The sequence below is a fragment of the Stenotrophomonas acidaminiphila genome, assembly GCF_014109845.1.
In the GTDB taxonomy this organism is placed as follows: domain Bacteria; phylum Pseudomonadota; class Gammaproteobacteria; order Xanthomonadales; family Xanthomonadaceae; genus Stenotrophomonas; species Stenotrophomonas acidaminiphila.
Genome location: NZ_CP043567.1, coordinates 2,502,765 through 2,519,001, shown reverse-complemented (window position 1 = coordinate 2,519,001; position 16,237 = coordinate 2,502,765). Strand labels below are relative to the sequence as shown.

Genomic DNA, 16,237 nt, shown 5'->3' with positions numbered 1-16,237 from the left:
AGCCGGGCCATGGCGGCAGCGAACGTACGCAACCGAATCCACTGGTGGCCGATCGCTGCCGGTTGGTTGCTGGTCGCAGTGGTGACTCTGCCTGCGGTGCAGCTCACCGGCCAGGGAAGCGACGCGCCCTCATGGCTGTCGCCCATCCGGAACTTCATGTTCCTGCTCGGTATTTACCTGCCCTGGGCATTGCTGACGCCGGTCCTGTGGCAGCTGTGCCGCCGCTGGCCCTTGGGCATGGACAATGACGCCGTCGTCATCGCCAGGTTGTTGCTGCTCGGCCTGCCATTGATCCCCGCCCTGTCGCTCTGCGGTTGGGCGTTGGGATTCACGCTGTCGCACCTGCCCCGGCCAATCCCGCTGCCACCCGACTGGCCGCGCGCGGTGCTCGCCACCAGCCTGTTCGCCCTGCCCTCCTGGTTCGCCGTCATCGGCATCGGCCAGACACTGGCCTACATCCAGCGATATCGCCGGCGCGGCGAACTGCTCGCCCAAGCCAGGGAGCAGGCACTGGCCGCCCGCCTGAACCACCACTTCCTGTTCAATGCGCTCAATGCCATCGGCAGCCTGGGGTATCGCGATGCCGGGCGTGCCGATGCGGCACTGGCCCAACTGGGTGAGTTGCTGCGCAACCTGCTGGACAGCGCACCGGCCATCGCGCTGCGCGAGGAAATCGCCAATACCATGGCGTTCGTCGAGCTGCAGCAGTTGCTGCACGAACGGCCGCTGCGGTTGGACCTTCATACCGACGCCGACGCCTGGCAGGCAAGCGTCCCCACGTTCCTGCTGCAGCCGTTCGTGGAGAACGCGCTGCGCTTCGCCTGCGCACCGGGCGCACCAGAAGGGGCCATTTCCCTGTCGATGGGCGTCAGTGGCGACATGCTGGAGATCGTGCTCGACAATCCATGCGGCGACGCGCCGGCAGGCCTGGGCATCGGCCTGGAAGCCAGCCGCCAACGGCTGCAGGCGCTGCACGGTGAGCGCGGCCTGGTGGACATCGCATGCGACGGCAGACACTGCCGCACCCGCATCCGCTTGCCGATGCAGCCACTGGCACAGCACGCATGATCCGCGTACTGGTCATCGACGACGTCCCTCTGGCCAGGGAGAAGCTGCGTCACCTGCTTGCCGCCCACGCCGACATCGACATCCGGGGCGAAGCCGGAGACCTTGAGCAGGCACGGCGGCTCCTGCGGCAGGAAGTCGTGGACCTGCTGTTGCTGGACATCCAGATGCCCGGCGATGACGGCATGCAACTGGCACGCGGGCTGACCGCACCCGCGCCCCGGGTGATCTTCACCACCGCGCATGCCCAGCACGCGGTCGACTCCTACGCGCTGGGCGCGGTCGATTACCTGCTGAAGCCACTGGACGCCACGCGCCTGGCATTGGCACTTGAGCGCGCGCGCCGGCAGCTGGCGCATGCCGATGCACCTGCACCGGCTCCGCACCCGTTGCGCATCCGCAATGGTGCCAGCAGCGTGTACGTCGCCCCGCGCGACATCGACTACATCGACAACGCAGGGCACTATGCCTGCGTCCACGTCGGGCGGCAGGTTCACCTGCTACGCGAGAGCATCGGGCGCCTTGCCGAGCAGCTGACGCCGGCCGGCTTCATCCAGGTCCAGCGGGCGGTGATCGTCAACCTGTCGCGTATCCGCGCGCTGGAGCCGCGCCGCAATGGCGATGCAACGCTGGTGCTGCTGGATGGCACGCGGCTGCCATTGAGCCGCTCCCATCGCGATGCCTTCGACAACGCCATGCGCGCTCACGGCTGACCCGCGCACGGTTCATGCCGCGCCCCCACCGGGCTGTGCCATGCATGCCCCGGACTACTGTGAAGCGCCGGCCGGCAGAGGCACCATCGCGGCCTGTTCCCCGCTTTTCCACGTCATGCGCCGCATTCTTCTCAGCACAGTCCTGCTCGCCTGCAGCGCCTCCGCCGCTGCGTCACGCCTTGTCGTCTCCCCGCTCGATGGCCCCGCCGACCAGCCCGTCAGCATGCGGATGGATGGCCTGCTGCCGACGCAGGCGGTGCAGCTCCGTCTTTCAATGCACGACAGCGGTGGCAACGAATGGGTGTCGCAAGCGAGTTTCCGCGCCGATATCGAAGGTCGGGTGGACACGGCCAGCGCGGGTGCCGAATCGGGCAGCTACACCGGGGTCGATGCGATGGGGTTGTTCTGGTCCATGCGACCGGGGCCCGGGGCTGGCCAACCGTCACCGCTGCCGTTCCGCGCGACCGATGGCGGCCTGCTATTCGAGCCCGTGCCGTTTCGCCTGCAGGCCTTCGTGGACGGCAAGCCCGTGGGTGAACAGACTCTGCTCCGCCGCATCAACCGCGCCGACGTGCAGGCACGCCCGCTGGCCGTCCCCGGCATCGTCGGCAACCTCTATTTCCCTGCTGGCGCCGAGCATGATGGTCGGCGACATCCGGTGGTCATCACTCTTGGTGGTGCAGAGGGCGGCATCAGCACCGCCAACCAGTACGCGGCATGGCTGGCTTCCAACGGCTTCATCGCGGTGGCCGTGGCCTACTACCGCATGCCGGGGCTGCCGAAGGATCTGGTCCGCGTGCCCATCGACCCGGTCGGGCGCACGGTCGATTGGCTGCGCAAGCAGCCGTTCGCCGGCCGCATCGGGGTGATGGGGGGGTCCTGGGGCGGCACCGTCGCGATGGCGGCCGCCTCGTTCGACCCACGACTGAATGCCGTGGTGTCCTGGGTTGGCAGCCCGGCGCCGTTCCGCGGCATCCGCCGCGATGTCCCGCCTGCCGACTTCCGTGCCATCGACCTGCCTGCGCTGCGTCATCGTGGCCGCGACCTGCCCTTCCTGCCGTACTCGGAGAACATCAACTGGAACCAGCCCGGCGAACATGCCGCGGCGCTGGAGAACGCCATGCTGCCGATCGAACGCATCAACGGCCCGTTACTGCTGGTCGCCGGTGGTGATGACCGGCTGGGCGCATCCGGCGAAATGGCCGCGGTGGCCATGCGCCGCCTGCAGCGCCGCAAGGTGTGGCAACCCGACGTGCTGCTGTATTACTCCGACGCCGGCCACCTGATCACCCAGTCATACCAGCCCACCACGTTCCGTCATGACACCGGCCCCTACATCCCGGTCGGCGGCACCCCGGCAGGCTATGCGCGCGCGGACCGTGAGAGCGCTCCGGCGGTGCTGGCCTTCCTGCGCAGGGCACTCGTACCCTGACGGGGGACACGGCTCACGGGTATTGGAACAGCAGTACTCCCGAGGGGCACGACCAGCGCCCCTCACGCCTTGGCTGCAACCGGCCGGGTACGCAGCACCAGGCCCAGGGTTCCAACACCGGCGATGACCAGCACCAGCAGCGCGATACCTTCGGCCACGCCGCGGTGAATCAACAGCAGGTACAAGCCATTGCAGGCCGCCTGCGCACACAGCGCCCACCCCCGGCGGGCCTGCCTGCCCCCCCGCCACGCGAACACCCAGCCAAACAGGGCCAGCAGCCAGCCGGACAACAGTGCCAGGGGATCCAGCGCCGGTGCGAACTCGTAGACATTGCAGATCACGAACCAGGTGCTCCAGCCCAGCATCACCACCAACAGCACCAATCCGCCGAAGATCCGCATGTGTCGCTCCCGATGGTCAGCCGCCGATGATTGCCCGCACGCCGCCGTCCGGCAAACGCGCATGGCGCCACCGATCCGCATCCGTCAGGCAAACACCGCCACGCTCTGGCGGCCACGCATCAGCAGCCGTCCCCGTGCATTCCATACCTGCATGTCCTGCGAAGAGTAGCCGTCGCGGGCGTGCTGACTGAAGGACCGCAGCAGGAACCACTCCCCGACCGGTGCCGGCTCCAGCAGGTCGAAGCTCCAGTTGATCGAGCTGATCGGCGCCGCGCCGGTGAAACTGGTGAACGCCGCCGGGGGCAGTGCATCGCCCATGGCCACCAGTGCCACTGCCGGGTCCACGCCGGCCGCATCCACATGTTTCACCCAGATCAGCAATTCCGGCCGCGTCGCACCGGAAAGCGGCAGCGCGCCTCCCGCCGGGCGCATCTGGAAATTGCGGGTGAACGCTGGCGCGAACGGCATGTCCGCCATCGGGAACTCACCGCAGGCGTCGGGCCCGGCAACCGGTGGCAATTCCCCGAACGCATGCACGACCGCACTGTCGCGTGCACGTCCGAACACCAGCATCTGCCGCGCTGCCAGTGCGCCATCGGCCAGCACGTCCACGCCGACATTCACCACCGACGAGCCTTCGCGCAGCAGCTGCGGGCGGAACTGCAGTTGCCCGACCGCCGGGCCGATGAAGGCTACCTGCACCGAGCGCAATGGTGGCATCGGCCCATCGTGGGAGCGGATGGCCGCAACCACCCCCAATGCCGTGACGATGCCACCGTACGCGGTACGTCCCTGGCGCCAGCCGTCAGGAAGCTCAAGACCCTTTTCGGGATCGAAGGACGACAGCAACGCACTCAGGCTGGGCATGCGGACTCCAGGAAATCGAAAAGCCGTGGCTCAATAGACCAGCGCGGCCTGCAGCGGCAGCCCTGCCGGCCAGCGCGGGCGGCCGCCCAGGCCGTCCAGTTCCACCAGCACCGCCGCGCCGAGCACCTCGGCCTCGAGCCGGCGCGCCAGCAGCAGCGCCGCGGCCAGCGTACCGCCGGTGGCCAGCACATCGTCGATCAGCAGCACCCGGGTTCCCGGGGCGATGGCGCCGGCACACACCTCGATGCGGTCGCTGCCGTATTCCAGCGCGTATTCCTGCGCCAGGGTGGCGCCGGGCAGCTTGCCCGGCTTGCGCACCGGCACGAAGCCGGCGCCCAGTTCCAGGGCCAGCGCGGCACCAAGGATGAAGCCGCGCGCTTCCACGCCCAGCACGGCCTGCACGCCGGCAGCGCGCCACGGGTCGGCCATCGCCGCAACCGCGGCGCGGAAGCCATCGGCATCGGCCAGCAGCGGGGTGATGTCCTTGAAACGGATACCGGGCCGCGGGAAGTCGGCCACGTCGCGGATCGCGCCGGCCCAATGGGGATAGGGGTTGGTCATGGGGTCACTGGAAGTGGAAGGAATCAGGAACTGCACGACAGCATGGAGCAGCCGGCGCGCGCACGCGCCCAGTCCGGGCGCCGGCAGGCGAACGCCTCGCGGCCGGGCTGTTCGTCGCAGGGATGCCGCATCACCTCCAGCAGGTCGGTGATGCCGCCGGTGTCGCCTTGTGCGGCGCGGTCGATGGCCTGCTGCACCAGCCAGTTGCGCAGCACGTACTTGGGGTTGGCCGCCTGCATGACCCGGCGCCGCGCGGCGGCATCCAGGCCGGCCTCGCGGACGCGCGCGGCGTGGCACTGCAGCCAGTCCAGCAGGTCCGGCATCACCCGCTCGCGGCGCGCGGGCGAATAGAACGCACCCTGCAGCGCCGCCACGTCCGGCCGCTGCGGGTCGACGTCGGGCAGCGCCCGGAACGCCAGGGTCATGTCCATCTCGCCCGCGTGCAGCAGTTCCCGGAACCGCGCCATGAGCGCATCGTCGCCCTGGCGGTATTCGCCCAGTCCGAGCTTGGCGACCAGATGGGCGCGTTCGTCGGCCGCGTAACGCGCCTGGAACGCATCCAGCCCGGCCTGCAGCGGCGCCGCGTCCGCGAACAGCGGCGACAGCGCCTGCGCCAGCCGGACCAGGTTCCAGTACGCCACCTGCATCTGCGTGCCGAACCGGTAGCGGCGGCCCTGCGCATCGGTGGTGTTCGGCGTCCAGTCCGGGTCGTAGTCCTCGATCCAGCCATACGGGCCGTAATCCAGGGTCAGGCCGAGCACGGACATGTTGTCGGTGTTCATCACCCCATGCACGAAGCCCACCCGCATCCAGTGCGCGACCATCGTCGCGGTGCGGGTGCAGACCTCGGCGAACCAGTCCGCCTGGCGCGAAGCGCCGGGCGCCAGATGCGGGAAATCGCGGTCGATGCAGAAATCCACCCAGCGCCGCAGCAGCGCCACGTCACCGCGTGCGGACGGCAGTTCGAAGCTGCCGAAGCGGATGAACGAGGGCGCCACCCGGCACACCACCGCCCCCGGTTCGTCGCCCGGATGACCGTCGTAGAACATGTCGCGCACCACCGCCTCGCCGGTGGCGACCAGGCTCAGGGCCCGCGTGGTCGGGACCCCGAGGTGGTGCATGGCCTCCGAACACAGGAATTCGCGGATCGACGAGCGCAGCACCGCACGGCCATCGGCCCCGCGCGAGTACGGCGTCGGTCCCGCGCCCTTGAGCTGCAGCTCCCAGCGCCGGCCATCGGCCAGCAGCTCGCCGAGCGAGATGGCGCGGCCGTCGCCCAGCTGCCCGGCCCAGTGCCCGAACTGGTGCCCGCCGTAGTTCGCCGCCCATGGCTGCATGCCGTCGTACAACGCGTTGCCGGCGAACACCGCGGCGAAGTCCGGCGCCTGTACGGCCGCGCCGTCGAAACCCAGCATCGCCGCCACGTCCGGCGCATGCGCCAGCAACCGCGGCGCCGCCACCGGGCCAGGCATGACCTGCGACCAGGCCGCGCCCGGCACCTCGCGCCGGCGCGATCCGGTTTCGGCATCGCCGGGCAGTTCGCGCAGGAAACGGTTGTCGAATTTCAGCCGCGGGGTCATTGCCAGGATGTGGGGACGTCGGGCGATGTCACAAGCTACGGTATCCCGGCCCCAGCGCGGCACACTGGCATGCAAGGCGCCGGCGCGGCGGGCGGACACGAATAAATGGGTGGACACAAACAAAAACGCCGGAAGCTTTCGCTTCCGGCGTCGTGGCGACCTTGCGGTTGCTGGGGCTGGATTACAGCGCCTGCACCTGGTCAGCCTGCATGCCCTTCTGGCCCTGCACGGCGACGAAGGTCACCTTCTGGCCTTCCTGCAGCGACTTGAAGCCGGTGCCCTGGATGGCACGGAAGTGCACGAACAGGTCGGGGCCGCTTTCCGGGGTGATGAAACCAAAACCCTTGGCATCGTTGAACCACTTCACCGTGCCGGTCTGACGCTCAGACATTACAAACTCCTGGAACTATTGATTGGAAATCGCAGCCACCGGGGATCGGGGCCGAGACTGAGTTGCAGGCGTTGGTAAAACGGAACGATGAGCGGATCGGTGAGATCAGCTGCATCAGGCCACGATTCACGGTGACCCTTGCAAGCACAGTGGGGCGAAAGATACGCGGCTTTCCAGCAAAAAGCGACAAATACCGCATTCATCCGTACCGAAAGCCCGCTTCCCGGCAACAATCCCGTTAAATTCATTGGCTTGGCGCACCACACGGGTACGCATGCAGCCGCCGCATGGCCGCGCAGCGGCTAGACTGCGCGGCATGGAATCCACCCTTGCCGCCCCCTCCCCCCGCATCTGGGTGGACGCCGACGCCTGCCCGGCGGTCATCCGCGACATCCTGTACCGCGCCGCCGAACGTACCCGGATCGAAGTGATCCTGGTCGCCAACCGCTGGCTGCAGACGCCCTCCTCGCGCTTCATCCGTGCCATGCAGGTCGCCGGTGGCCCGGACGTGGCCGACGATGCCATCGCCGAACGCGTCGCCGCCGGCGACCTGGTGGTCACCCAGGACATTCCGCTGGCCGCGCGGGTGCTGGCCAGGGGTGCCGCGGCGCTGGACCCGCGCGGCGTGCCGTTCAGCCCCGACAGCATCGCCCAGCGCCTGTCGATACGCGACTTCATGGCCGAACTGCGCGGCGCGGGCGTGCAGACCGGCGGCCCGCCCAGCCTGCACGCGCGCGACCGCCAGGCGTTCGCCGCGCGCCTGGACCAGTGGCTGGCACGGCAACGCTGACGCGCGGCCCGCCGCGGCTGCGCCCGCGCAGTAGAATGGCGGTCTTTGCCCCGTGATCCCATGGCCCTTACCGCCACTATCCGCAAGGCCGAGCTGCAGATCAGCGACATGGACCGCGGCTACTACGCGACCCACCACCTGACCCTGGCCCAGCATCCCTCCGAAACCGACGAGCGCCTGATGGTGCGCCTGCTCGCCTTCGCATTGAACGCCGACGATCGCCTGGAGTTCGGCCGCGGCCTGAGCACCGACGACGAACCGGACCTGTGGCAGCACGACTACACCGGCGACATCCTGCAGTGGATCGACCTGGGCCACCCCGACGAATCGCGGGTGCGCAAGGCGTGCAACCGCAGCCGCCAGGTGCAGGTGATCAACTACGGCGGCAACGCCTCGGACATCTGGTGGCACAAGCAGGGCAAGGGCCTGGCCCGGTTCGGCAATCTCTCGGTGGTGGACCTGGACGCCGGCTTCGTCGAGCGCTGGGGGCAGCAGATCCAGCGGGCGATGCGCTGGAGCGTGCTGATCCAGGACGGCGAGCTGCAGATCCTCAACGACCAGGTCCAGCTCGACGTCACCCCCGCCTGGCGCAAGCGCGCGACGGCTTGAGCGCGCGGTGGCGATGAATCCGGGCGTGACGCCCCAGCACTGCGACGTCCTGGTGATCGGCGCCGGTGCCGCCGGGTTGATGTGCGCGCTCACCGCCGGCCGCCGCGGTCGCGTCGTGCAGGTGATCGACCATGCCAACAAGCCGGGCAAGAAGATCCTGATGTCCGGCGGCGGGCGCTGCAATTTCACCAATACCGGCACCAGCGCCGCCAACTTCATTTCCGCCAACCCGCATTTCTGCAAATCGGCGCTGGCGCGCTACACCCCGGCCGATTTCATCGAAATGGTGGAACGGCACCGCATCGCCTGGCACGAGAAAGAGCTGGGGCAGCTGTTCTGCGACATCTCCTCCAAGCTGATCGTGCGCATGCTGCTGGACGAATGCCAGCAGGCGGCGGTGCGCATCCGCACCGACTGCGCGGTGGAGGGCATCGAGCGCGGCGCCGACGGCTTCCGCGTGCGCACCGGCCACGGCCTGTTCCACTGCGCTTCGCTGGTGATCGCCAGCGGCGGCCTGTCCATTCCCAGCATGGGCGCCAGCGGCTTCGGCTACGAGGTCGCGCGCCAGTTCGGCCACGCGGTGCTGCCCACCCGCGCCGGACTGGTCCCGCTCACCCTCAGCGGCAGGCACCAGGAACGGCTGGCCGACCTCAGCGGCGTGGCGCTGCCGGTCGAGGCGCGCTGCAACGGGCAGGCGTTCCGCAACTTCATGCTGCTCACCCACCGCGGGGTCAGCGGCCCGGCGATCCTGCAGATCTCCTCGTACTGGCAGCCCGGCGACGACCTGCGCCTGGACCTGCTGCCGGGCCACGACCCACTGCAGTGGCTGCGCGACATGAAGCGCGAGCGCGGCGCATCGGAGCTGCGCACGGTACTGGCCGAGGTCATGCCCAAGCGGATGGCGCAGCGCCTGTGCGAGCACTGGCTGCCGGACCGGCCGGTGCGCCAGCTCGACGAGCCGCAGCTGAAGCAGGCCGCGGCGCTGCTGGCCGATTTCCCGCTGGTGGCCAGCGGCACCGAGGGCTACCGCACCGCGGAAGTGACCCTGGGCGGGGTGGATACGCGCCAGGTGTCGTCCTCGACCCTGGAGTCGCGGCAGGTACCGGGGCTGTATTTCGTCGGCGAGGTGCTGGACGTGACCGGCTGGCTGGGCGGCTACAACTTCCAGTGGGCCTGGGCCTCCGGGCACGCGGCCGGACAGGCGGCCTGAAGCCGGCGCAGGAACCGCGTCACAGGCAAGCGATCAACGCATGGACGGCACCGCGGCCATGTTGTATTAAACCCGGTCAGAGGGGAGTCCTGAATGCAGAACGGCAAAGAATCAACCCTGCGCCTGCTGATCGTCGACGACAGCGCCGAGAACGCCGAGGCGATCGTCAGCACCTTGCGCAACAGCGGCATCGCCGTCCGCCCATTCCGGCCGCAGGCGCCGGCGGAACTGGTGGAGATCCTGTCCAGCCAGAGCATCGACCTGGTGCTGTGCGCGCCCTCGCAGGTGATCCCGCAGCTGCTGCTCAGCCAGCAGATCGCCGCCAGCGGCAAGGACATCCCGATGATCGGGCTGGCCGACCAGGTCGACGAACGGATGCTGGTGGAATCGGGCGCCAATGGCATCCGCGCCATTGCCCTGCGCCACCGCCCCGAGCACCTGCTGGCGGTCGTGCGCAACGAATGGACCGACCTGCAGGCGCGCCGCGGCCTGCGCCGGATCGAGGCGCAGATGCGCGAGACCGAGCGCCGCTGCGACGCGCTGATCGCCTCTTCGCGCGACCCGATCGCCTACATCCACGAAGGCATGCACATCCGCGCCAACGAGGCCTACCTGGAGATGTTCGGCTACGACACGTTCGAGGACGTGGAAGGCATCTCGCTGCTGGACATGGTCGCGCCGCAGCACGTGGAGGATTTCAAGCAGCTGCTCAAGGCGCTGGGCAAGGGCGAGCCGCCGCCGCCGCAGTACGAAGTGCACGCGCGCAACCAGGACGGCGACAGCTTCCCGGCGACGATGGAGTTCACCGCCGCCACCTACGAGGGCGAATCCTGCTTCCAGGTGGTGTTCCGCCGCCGCGAGGAGTTCGATCCCGAGCTGGCGCGCGAGGTCGAGGAGCTGCGCCAGCGCGACCAGGTCACCGGCCTGCTCAACCGCCCCACCTTCATGGTGCACCTGGAAAACGCCGTGGCCCAGGTCAGCCGCAGCGATGGCCAGTACGGCTTCCTGCTGGTGGAACCGGATCACTACGCGCGGCTGCTGCCCGACATCGGCCTGGACTCGGCCGACGCGCTGGTCGCCGCGCTGGGCCAGCACCTTGCCGCCACGCTCGGCGACGGCCTGTCGGTCGCCCGCTTCGGAGAGCACAGCTTCGCGATCCTCGCCCAGGGCGACTACGCGCACACCATGGGGCTGGCCGAGCGCGTGCGCGGCGCCTTCGCTTCGCACGTGTTCAGCATCGGCGCGCGCTCGGCGACGGTCACCGTCAGCATCGGCGGCGTGCAGGTCGGCGAGAAGATCGCCAGCGTCGGCCAGGTGCTGGCGCGCGCCAGCGACTGCATCCGCACCGCGACCGAACTGGGCGGCAACACGGTCAAGGTCTTCGACCCGGGCGCTGCCGACCGCGTCGAGGAAGAGCGCATCCAGCGCTGGGTGGAGCTGATGCGCGGCGCGCTGGAAGGCGACGGCTTCCAGCTGCGCTTCCGCCCGGTCATCAACCTCATGGGCGAGGCGATCCAGCTGTACGACACCTCGCTGCAGCTGCGCAACAACAACGAGATGGTCGGGCCCGCGACCTTCCTGCCGATCGCCGAGGACCAGGGCCTGCTGGCACCGATCAACCGCTGGGTGGTCGGGCATGCGATCCAGGCGCTGGGCGAACGCCGCCGTGCCGGCCATCGCACCCACATGATGGTGCGGATCACGCCCGAATCGTTCTCCGATCCGCAGCTGCTGGCGGTGATCCGCGACGGCCTGCAGGCCGAGGGCGTGTCCGGCGACCAGTTGTGGCTGCAGGTCCCCGAGGCCAAGGTGTTCACCCACCTGCGCAACGCCCAGCAGTTCCTGGCCGCGGCCGCGGCGCTGGGCTGCAAGGTCGGGCTGGAGCAGTTCGGTTCCGGGCTGGATTCGTTCCAGTTGCTGGCCCACTTCCACCCGGGCTTCCTCAAGCTGGACAGCAGCTTCACCGCCGACCCGGCACTGGCCCGCGAGCAGCTGCCCAAGATCCAGGAAATCACCGCGCGCGCGCAGTCGCAGGACATCCGCACCATCGCCGAGTTCGTCTCGGATGCGGCGACGATGAGCCTGTTGTTCAGTTCCGGGGTGGACTACGTGCAGGGCGATTTCGTCGGCCCGGCCGGCCCGGAGATGAATTTCGATTTCGGCTGACGCCGGGCCGGGCGCGCATGCCCGGCATCGAGTAGCGAGCGCGCGGGGGCACGCCCGCCACAGACGCAAAGGCCGGCGTGGACGCCGGCCTTTGCGCGTATCAGGTCAGATCGACCAGGTTCTCGATCTTCACGTCCGGGTTGACGTCGGCGTCGTAATCCACGCCGTCGATGCCGAAGCCGAACAGGCGCAGGAAATCGGCCTTGTAACCGGCCAGGTCGCTGATCTCGTACAGGTTCTCGTTGCTGACCTGCGGCCACAGCGCGACCACCCTGCCCTGCACCTCCGGCGCCATCTCCTTGTAGTCGGCGCGCAGGCGGCCTTCGTCGTCGACCAGGGCGATGCTGCGCCCCTTGCCGTCGACCAGCGCGGCACGGATATGGTCGGCCGCATTGGCGCCGCCCTGCGGGCCGTTGTAGAGGATGTCGTACAGGGTATCGAGCTGCTCGATGCAGCCTTCGTGGGTGCCTTCTTCCTTCATCACCTTGAACAGCAGCGACAGGTACAGCGGCATGGTCGGGATCGCCGAACTGGCCTGGGTGACCACCGCCTTGAGCACCGACACGCGGGCATCGCCGCCAATGCCCTGCAGGCTGGCGCGGATGTCCTTGACCTTGGCGTCCAGGTCCTTCTTGGCGGCGCCGATGGAGCCGTTCCAGTAGATCGCCTGGGTGATTTCCTCGCCGACATAGGTGAACGCGGTGGTGGTCGCCCCCGGCGCCAGCACCCCGGCCTCCAGCAGCGCATCGATCCACATCTGCCAGTCCTCGCCGCCCATCACCTGCACGGTGCCGGCGATTTCCTCGGCGCTGGCCGGCTGCAGGGTGGTCTCGGTGAGCACTTCCTTGTCGGTATCCAGGCCGCGCAGGGTGATCGGCTCGCCGATCGGCTTGAGCGTGGAGCTGATGACCTCGCCGGTCTTCGGGTGCCTGCGGCGCGGCGACGCCAGGCTGTAGACCACCTGGTCCACCTGGCCCAGGTCGGCCTTGATGATCTCGATCACCTTGGCCTTGACCTCGTCGGAGAACGCATCGCCGTTGACGCTGCGCGCGTACAGGCCGGCCTGGTGCGCGTACTTCTCGAACGCGGCCGAGTTGTACCAGCCGGCCGTGCCCGGCTTGCTCTCGCTGCCCGGGCGCTCGAAGAACACGCCCAGCGTGGCGGCGTCGCTGCCGAACGCGGCCTTGATGCGCGCGGCCAGGCCATAGCCGGTGGAAGCGCCGATCACCAGCACCTTCTTCGGGCCGTGGGCGAGCCGGGGCTGCGCCTTGATGTAGTCGATCTGTTCCTTGACCGCCGCGTCGCAGCCGGCCGGATGGGTGGTGACGCAGATGAAGCCGCGCACACGCGGTTTGATGACCATGGAAACCTCGGTTGGATGCGGGAAAACAGCGCCGCGGCACACGCCGGGCAGGCGCCGAACCGCGAGGATCGTAGTGTGCGCCCGCAGTGAAAACAACCGACGCCACCGCATGGATCGGCCGCGGCGGCGGGGCCGCGGCGCCGATGGCGCAAAAGAAAAGAGCCGCGCGGTGCGCGGCTCTTTCCAGGGACAGGCGCGGCCGGGCCTTACGGGCGGCGCGCCAGTTCCTCGACGTCCTTGGCCTTGGGCAGCAGGTCCTGCTTGGAGACCTTGAACGGCCCGATGCTCAGCAGCGGGACGGCCACGATGATCGACGACACCACCACGATCACCGCACCCACCATGTGGGTTTCGGCCAGGCCTTCCATCGACTCGCCGCCATACAGGTACAGCGCCAGCGCCGACAGGAAGAACAGCACCGCGGTGATCACCGTGCGCGACAGCGTCTGGTTGATCGAGCGGTTCAGCACCTCCAGCGGTTCCACGCGCAGGCTGCGGAAGTTCTCGCGCACGCGGTCGAACACCACGATGATGTCGTTGATCGCGAAACCCATCACCGACAGCATGCCGGCCAGCACGGTCAGGTCGAACTCGCGGCCCAGCAGCGACATGTAGGCCACGGTCAGGATCAGGTCGAAGAACGCGGTCAGGCTCGCCACCATCGCGAACTTCCACTCGAAGCGCGCGGCGATGTAGATCAGGAAGCCGATCACCATGAACAGCGTCGCGTAGATGCCGTTCATGACCAGGTCCTTGCCGACCTGCGGGCCGACGAACTCGCCCGGCTGCGTGGTGGCCGCGTTGTCGGCCGTGCTGATCGCGGCACCGACCTTCTCGGCGACCTTCTGCGCGGCATCGGCGGCGTTGTTGTGCTCGCCTTCGGGCGGCAGGCGGATCATCAGGTCGTTGCCGCCGCCCACGCTCTGCACCTGGGCGTTCTCGAAGCCGGCCGCGGCCAGGCGTTCGCGCACCGCCTCGGCATCGACGCTCTTCTCGAAGTGGGTGCGCACCACGGTGCCGCCGGTGAACTCCAGCGCGTAGTTGAAGCCCTTGAAGCCGATGATGGCCAGCGACACCAGCAGCAACGCCACCATCAACGCAAGCACCGGCTTGCGATGGCGCATGAAGTCGATGTTGGTGTCGTTCGGGACGATGTGGAGCGGAAATAGTTTCATGCAGGGATTTTCCTTTAAAAACCCGCGCACGCATGCGCGGGCTTTCGCGAAGGGATTCGCGTCAGATCGCCACGGACTGGAGCTTGTTGCGACGGCCGTAGATCAGCACCGCCAGCGCGCGCGACACGGTGATCGCGGTGAACATCGAGGCGAAGATGCCGATGATCATGGTCAGCGCGAAGCCCTTCAGCGGGCCGGTACCGAACGCATACAGCGCCACGCCCACGATCAGGCCGGTGAGGTTGGCGTCGAGGATGGTGCCCGAGGCCTTCTCGTAACCGGCGGCGATGGCGGCCTTGCCCGGCATGCCCAGCCGCAGTTCCTCGCGGATGCGCTCGTTGATCAGCACGTTGGCGTCCACCGACAGGCCGACCGACAGCGCCAGGCCGGCGAAGCCCGGCAGGGTCATGGTCGCGCCGAACAGCGACATCACCGCCACCACGATCAGCAGGTTGAACAGCAGCGCCACCGAGGTGATCGCGCCGAACATGCGGTAGTAGACGGTGAAGAACACCAGGGTGAACACGAACGAGAACACCACCGCCTTGACGCCGCGGGCCACGTTCTCCGCACCCAGGCTGGGACCGATCACGTATTCCTCGACGAAGTCCATCGGCGCGGCCAGCGAACCGGCGCGCAGCAGCTTGGCCAGGTTGTCGGCCTCGGTCTTCTCCAGGCCGGTGGTGATGAAGTTCTTGCCCAGCGGGCTGTTGATGTTGGCCACGGAGATGACTTCTTCCTTGACCCGGAAGCTGCGCACTTCCTTGCCGTCGACCGTGGTCACCTGCGGGATGCGCTCGGTGTAGACCACGGCCATCGGCTTGTTCACGTTGACGCTGGTGACGTCGAACATGCGCTGGCCGCCGACGCTGTTGAGCGTGACAGCGACCGCCGGCAGGCCGTTCTGGTCGGTGGACACCTCGGCCTTGACCATCTGGTCGCCGGTGACGATGGTGCGCTTGTTCAGCAGCACCGGCATGCCGCGACGGTCGCGATACAGGCGCGCTTCCGGCGGGATGCGGCCGCTGGTCATGGCGTCCTGCGCGTTGCCGTCCACCACCAGGCGGTACTCCAGGGTGGCGGTGGCGCCGATCATGCGCTTGGCTTCGGCGGTGTCCTGCACGCCCGGCAGTTCGACCACGATGCGGTCGTCGCCCTGGCGCTGGATGATCGGCTCGGCCACGCCCAGCTCGTTGACGCGGTTGCGCAGGGTGGTCAGGTTCTGCTCGATGGCGCCGGAGGCGATCTGCAGCATCTCGGCCTGCGGCACGCTCACGGTGATGCGCTCGCCGCTGCCCGAGTAGCTCAGGGTCGGCTGCGTCTTGACCAGCGCGGCACGGGCCTTGTCGGCGTCGGCGGCATTGGCCAGCGTCACCTGGATGTCGTTCTCGCCGCGGCGCTCGACCGAGCGGTAGCCCACGCGGTTGTCGCGCAGCGTGGTGCGGATGTCCTCGGCGAACGCGTCGAAGCGCTTGTCCACGGCGGCCTTCTTGTCCACCTGCAGTGCGAAGTGCACGCCACCGACCAGGTCCAGGCCCAGCACCATCGGCTTGCCGCCAAGCCCGGCCAGCCAGTCCGGCACGGTCGAGGCCAGGTTCAGGGCGACGGTGTAGTTCTCGCCCGCCGTTTCGCGCAGCACGTCGTTGGCGCGGGTCTGGGCGTCGAGCGAACCGAGGCGGACGATCAGGCTCTCGCCTTCCTTCTCCACCGACTTGGGCGTGACCCCGGCCTCGCCCAGCGCCGCGCTCACGCGCTGCTTGAGGGCATCGTCGATCTGCCCGCCGCGGTTGGCGGTGATCTGCACGGACGGGTCCTTCTGGTACACGTTGGGCAGCGCGTACAGTGCGCTGACCGCCAGGACGACCAGGATCAGGAAGTACTTCCAGCGTGGGAATTCAAGCATTGCAGGTTCCT

At 68.5% G+C, this 16,237-nt stretch carries 15 protein-coding genes; 7 read left to right on the top strand and 8 right to left on the bottom strand.

The genetic code is table 11. The annotated features are described in order from the left end of the window. Window positions 1–9: 9 nt before the first annotated feature. From F0P95_RS11485 to F0P95_RS11475, 3 genes are read left to right on the top strand one after another with little or no spacing between them, the layout of a single operon-like run. A complete protein-coding gene (locus F0P95_RS11485; protein ID WP_182334338.1) occupies window positions 10–1,068 on the top strand; it encodes a sensor histidine kinase in 1,059 nt (352 codons plus the stop codon). Then, window positions 1,065–1,778, top strand: a complete 714-nt coding sequence (locus F0P95_RS11480) for a LytR/AlgR family response regulator transcription factor (protein WP_182334337.1) — start codon at window positions 1,065–1,067, stop codon at window positions 1,776–1,778. Before F0P95_RS11485 ends, F0P95_RS11480 begins: the two co-directional genes overlap by 4 nt. A 40-nt stretch (window positions 1,779–1,818) precedes the next feature. Next, on the top strand, window positions 1,819–3,210 hold the full coding sequence (locus tag F0P95_RS11475) for an acyl-CoA thioesterase/bile acid-CoA:amino acid N-acyltransferase family protein (RefSeq protein WP_182334336.1): 1,392 nt from the start codon (window positions 1,819–1,821) through the stop codon (window positions 3,208–3,210). A gap of 62 nt (window positions 3,211–3,272) precedes the next feature. Here F0P95_RS11475 and F0P95_RS11470 read toward each other — a convergent pair whose 3' ends face one another. The 5 genes from F0P95_RS11470 to F0P95_RS11450 form a co-directional block, all read right to left on the bottom strand. Then, window positions 3,273–3,611, bottom strand: coding sequence for a hypothetical protein (locus tag F0P95_RS11470; protein ID WP_182334335.1), 339 nt, complete (start codon window positions 3,609–3,611; stop codon window positions 3,273–3,275). Window positions 3,612–3,695: 84 nt separating this feature from the next. Beyond that, window positions 3,696–4,478 (bottom strand): thioesterase family protein, encoded by a 783-nt coding sequence (locus F0P95_RS11465; RefSeq protein ID WP_182334334.1) that lies wholly within the window; start codon window positions 4,476–4,478, stop codon window positions 3,696–3,698. A 30-nt stretch (window positions 4,479–4,508) separates the two neighbouring features. Next, the gene (locus tag F0P95_RS11460) at window positions 4,509–5,039 is read right to left on the bottom strand and encodes an adenine phosphoribosyltransferase (RefSeq protein WP_182334333.1); all 531 of its coding nucleotides are present in this window, start codon (window positions 5,037–5,039) and stop codon (window positions 4,509–4,511) included. Between the two features lie 23 nt (window positions 5,040–5,062). Then, the gene (locus tag F0P95_RS11455; protein WP_182334332.1) at window positions 5,063–6,619 is read right to left on the bottom strand and encodes a protein adenylyltransferase SelO; all 1,557 of its coding nucleotides are present in this window, start codon (window positions 6,617–6,619) and stop codon (window positions 5,063–5,065) included. A gap of 181 nt (window positions 6,620–6,800) precedes the next feature. After that, window positions 6,801–7,010: a cold-shock protein gene (locus tag F0P95_RS11450; RefSeq protein ID WP_054665293.1), complete on the bottom strand. Its 210-nt coding sequence runs from the start codon at window positions 7,008–7,010 to the stop codon at window positions 6,801–6,803. A gap of 316 nt (window positions 7,011–7,326) precedes the next feature. Here F0P95_RS11450 and F0P95_RS11445 point away from each other — a divergent pair, with 316 nt between their 5' ends. From F0P95_RS11445 to F0P95_RS11430, 4 genes are all read left to right on the top strand, one after another. Beyond that, window positions 7,327–7,800, top strand: coding sequence for a YaiI/YqxD family protein (locus F0P95_RS11445; RefSeq protein WP_182334331.1), 474 nt, complete (start codon window positions 7,327–7,329; stop codon window positions 7,798–7,800). A 60-nt stretch (window positions 7,801–7,860) separates the two neighbouring features. Beyond that, window positions 7,861–8,409 (top strand): YaeQ family protein, encoded by a 549-nt coding sequence (locus tag F0P95_RS11440; RefSeq protein WP_054665288.1) that lies wholly within the window; start codon window positions 7,861–7,863, stop codon window positions 8,407–8,409. A 25-nt stretch (window positions 8,410–8,434) separates the two neighbouring features. Beyond that, complete coding sequence (locus F0P95_RS11435; RefSeq protein WP_182334330.1) at window positions 8,435–9,619, top strand: BaiN/RdsA family NAD(P)/FAD-dependent oxidoreductase; 1,185 nt, start codon at window positions 8,435–8,437, stop codon at window positions 9,617–9,619. A 93-nt stretch (window positions 9,620–9,712) separates the two neighbouring features. Further along, entirely contained in the window at window positions 9,713–11,785 is a 2,073-nt protein-coding gene (locus F0P95_RS11430) for an EAL domain-containing response regulator (protein WP_182334329.1), read from the top strand. 100 nt (window positions 11,786–11,885) lie between these two features. On the opposite strand, the gene fabV is transcribed toward F0P95_RS11430, so the two are convergent. The 3 genes from fabV to secD all read right to left on the bottom strand — a co-directional run bounded on the left by fabV (window position 11,886) and on the right by secD (window position 16,226). After that, on the bottom strand, window positions 11,886–13,148 hold the full coding sequence (gene fabV / locus F0P95_RS11425) for an enoyl-ACP reductase FabV (protein WP_182334328.1): 1,263 nt from the start codon (window positions 13,146–13,148) through the stop codon (window positions 11,886–11,888). Window positions 13,149–13,354: 206 nt separating this feature from the next. Next, on the bottom strand, window positions 13,355–14,323 hold the full coding sequence (secF, locus tag F0P95_RS11420; protein WP_182334327.1) for a protein translocase subunit SecF: 969 nt from the start codon (window positions 14,321–14,323) through the stop codon (window positions 13,355–13,357). 61 nt (window positions 14,324–14,384) lie between these two features. Then, the gene (gene secD / locus F0P95_RS11415; RefSeq protein WP_182334326.1) at window positions 14,385–16,226 is read right to left on the bottom strand and encodes a protein translocase subunit SecD; all 1,842 of its coding nucleotides are present in this window, start codon (window positions 16,224–16,226) and stop codon (window positions 14,385–14,387) included. Between the last annotated feature and the right edge of the window lie 11 nt (window positions 16,227–16,237).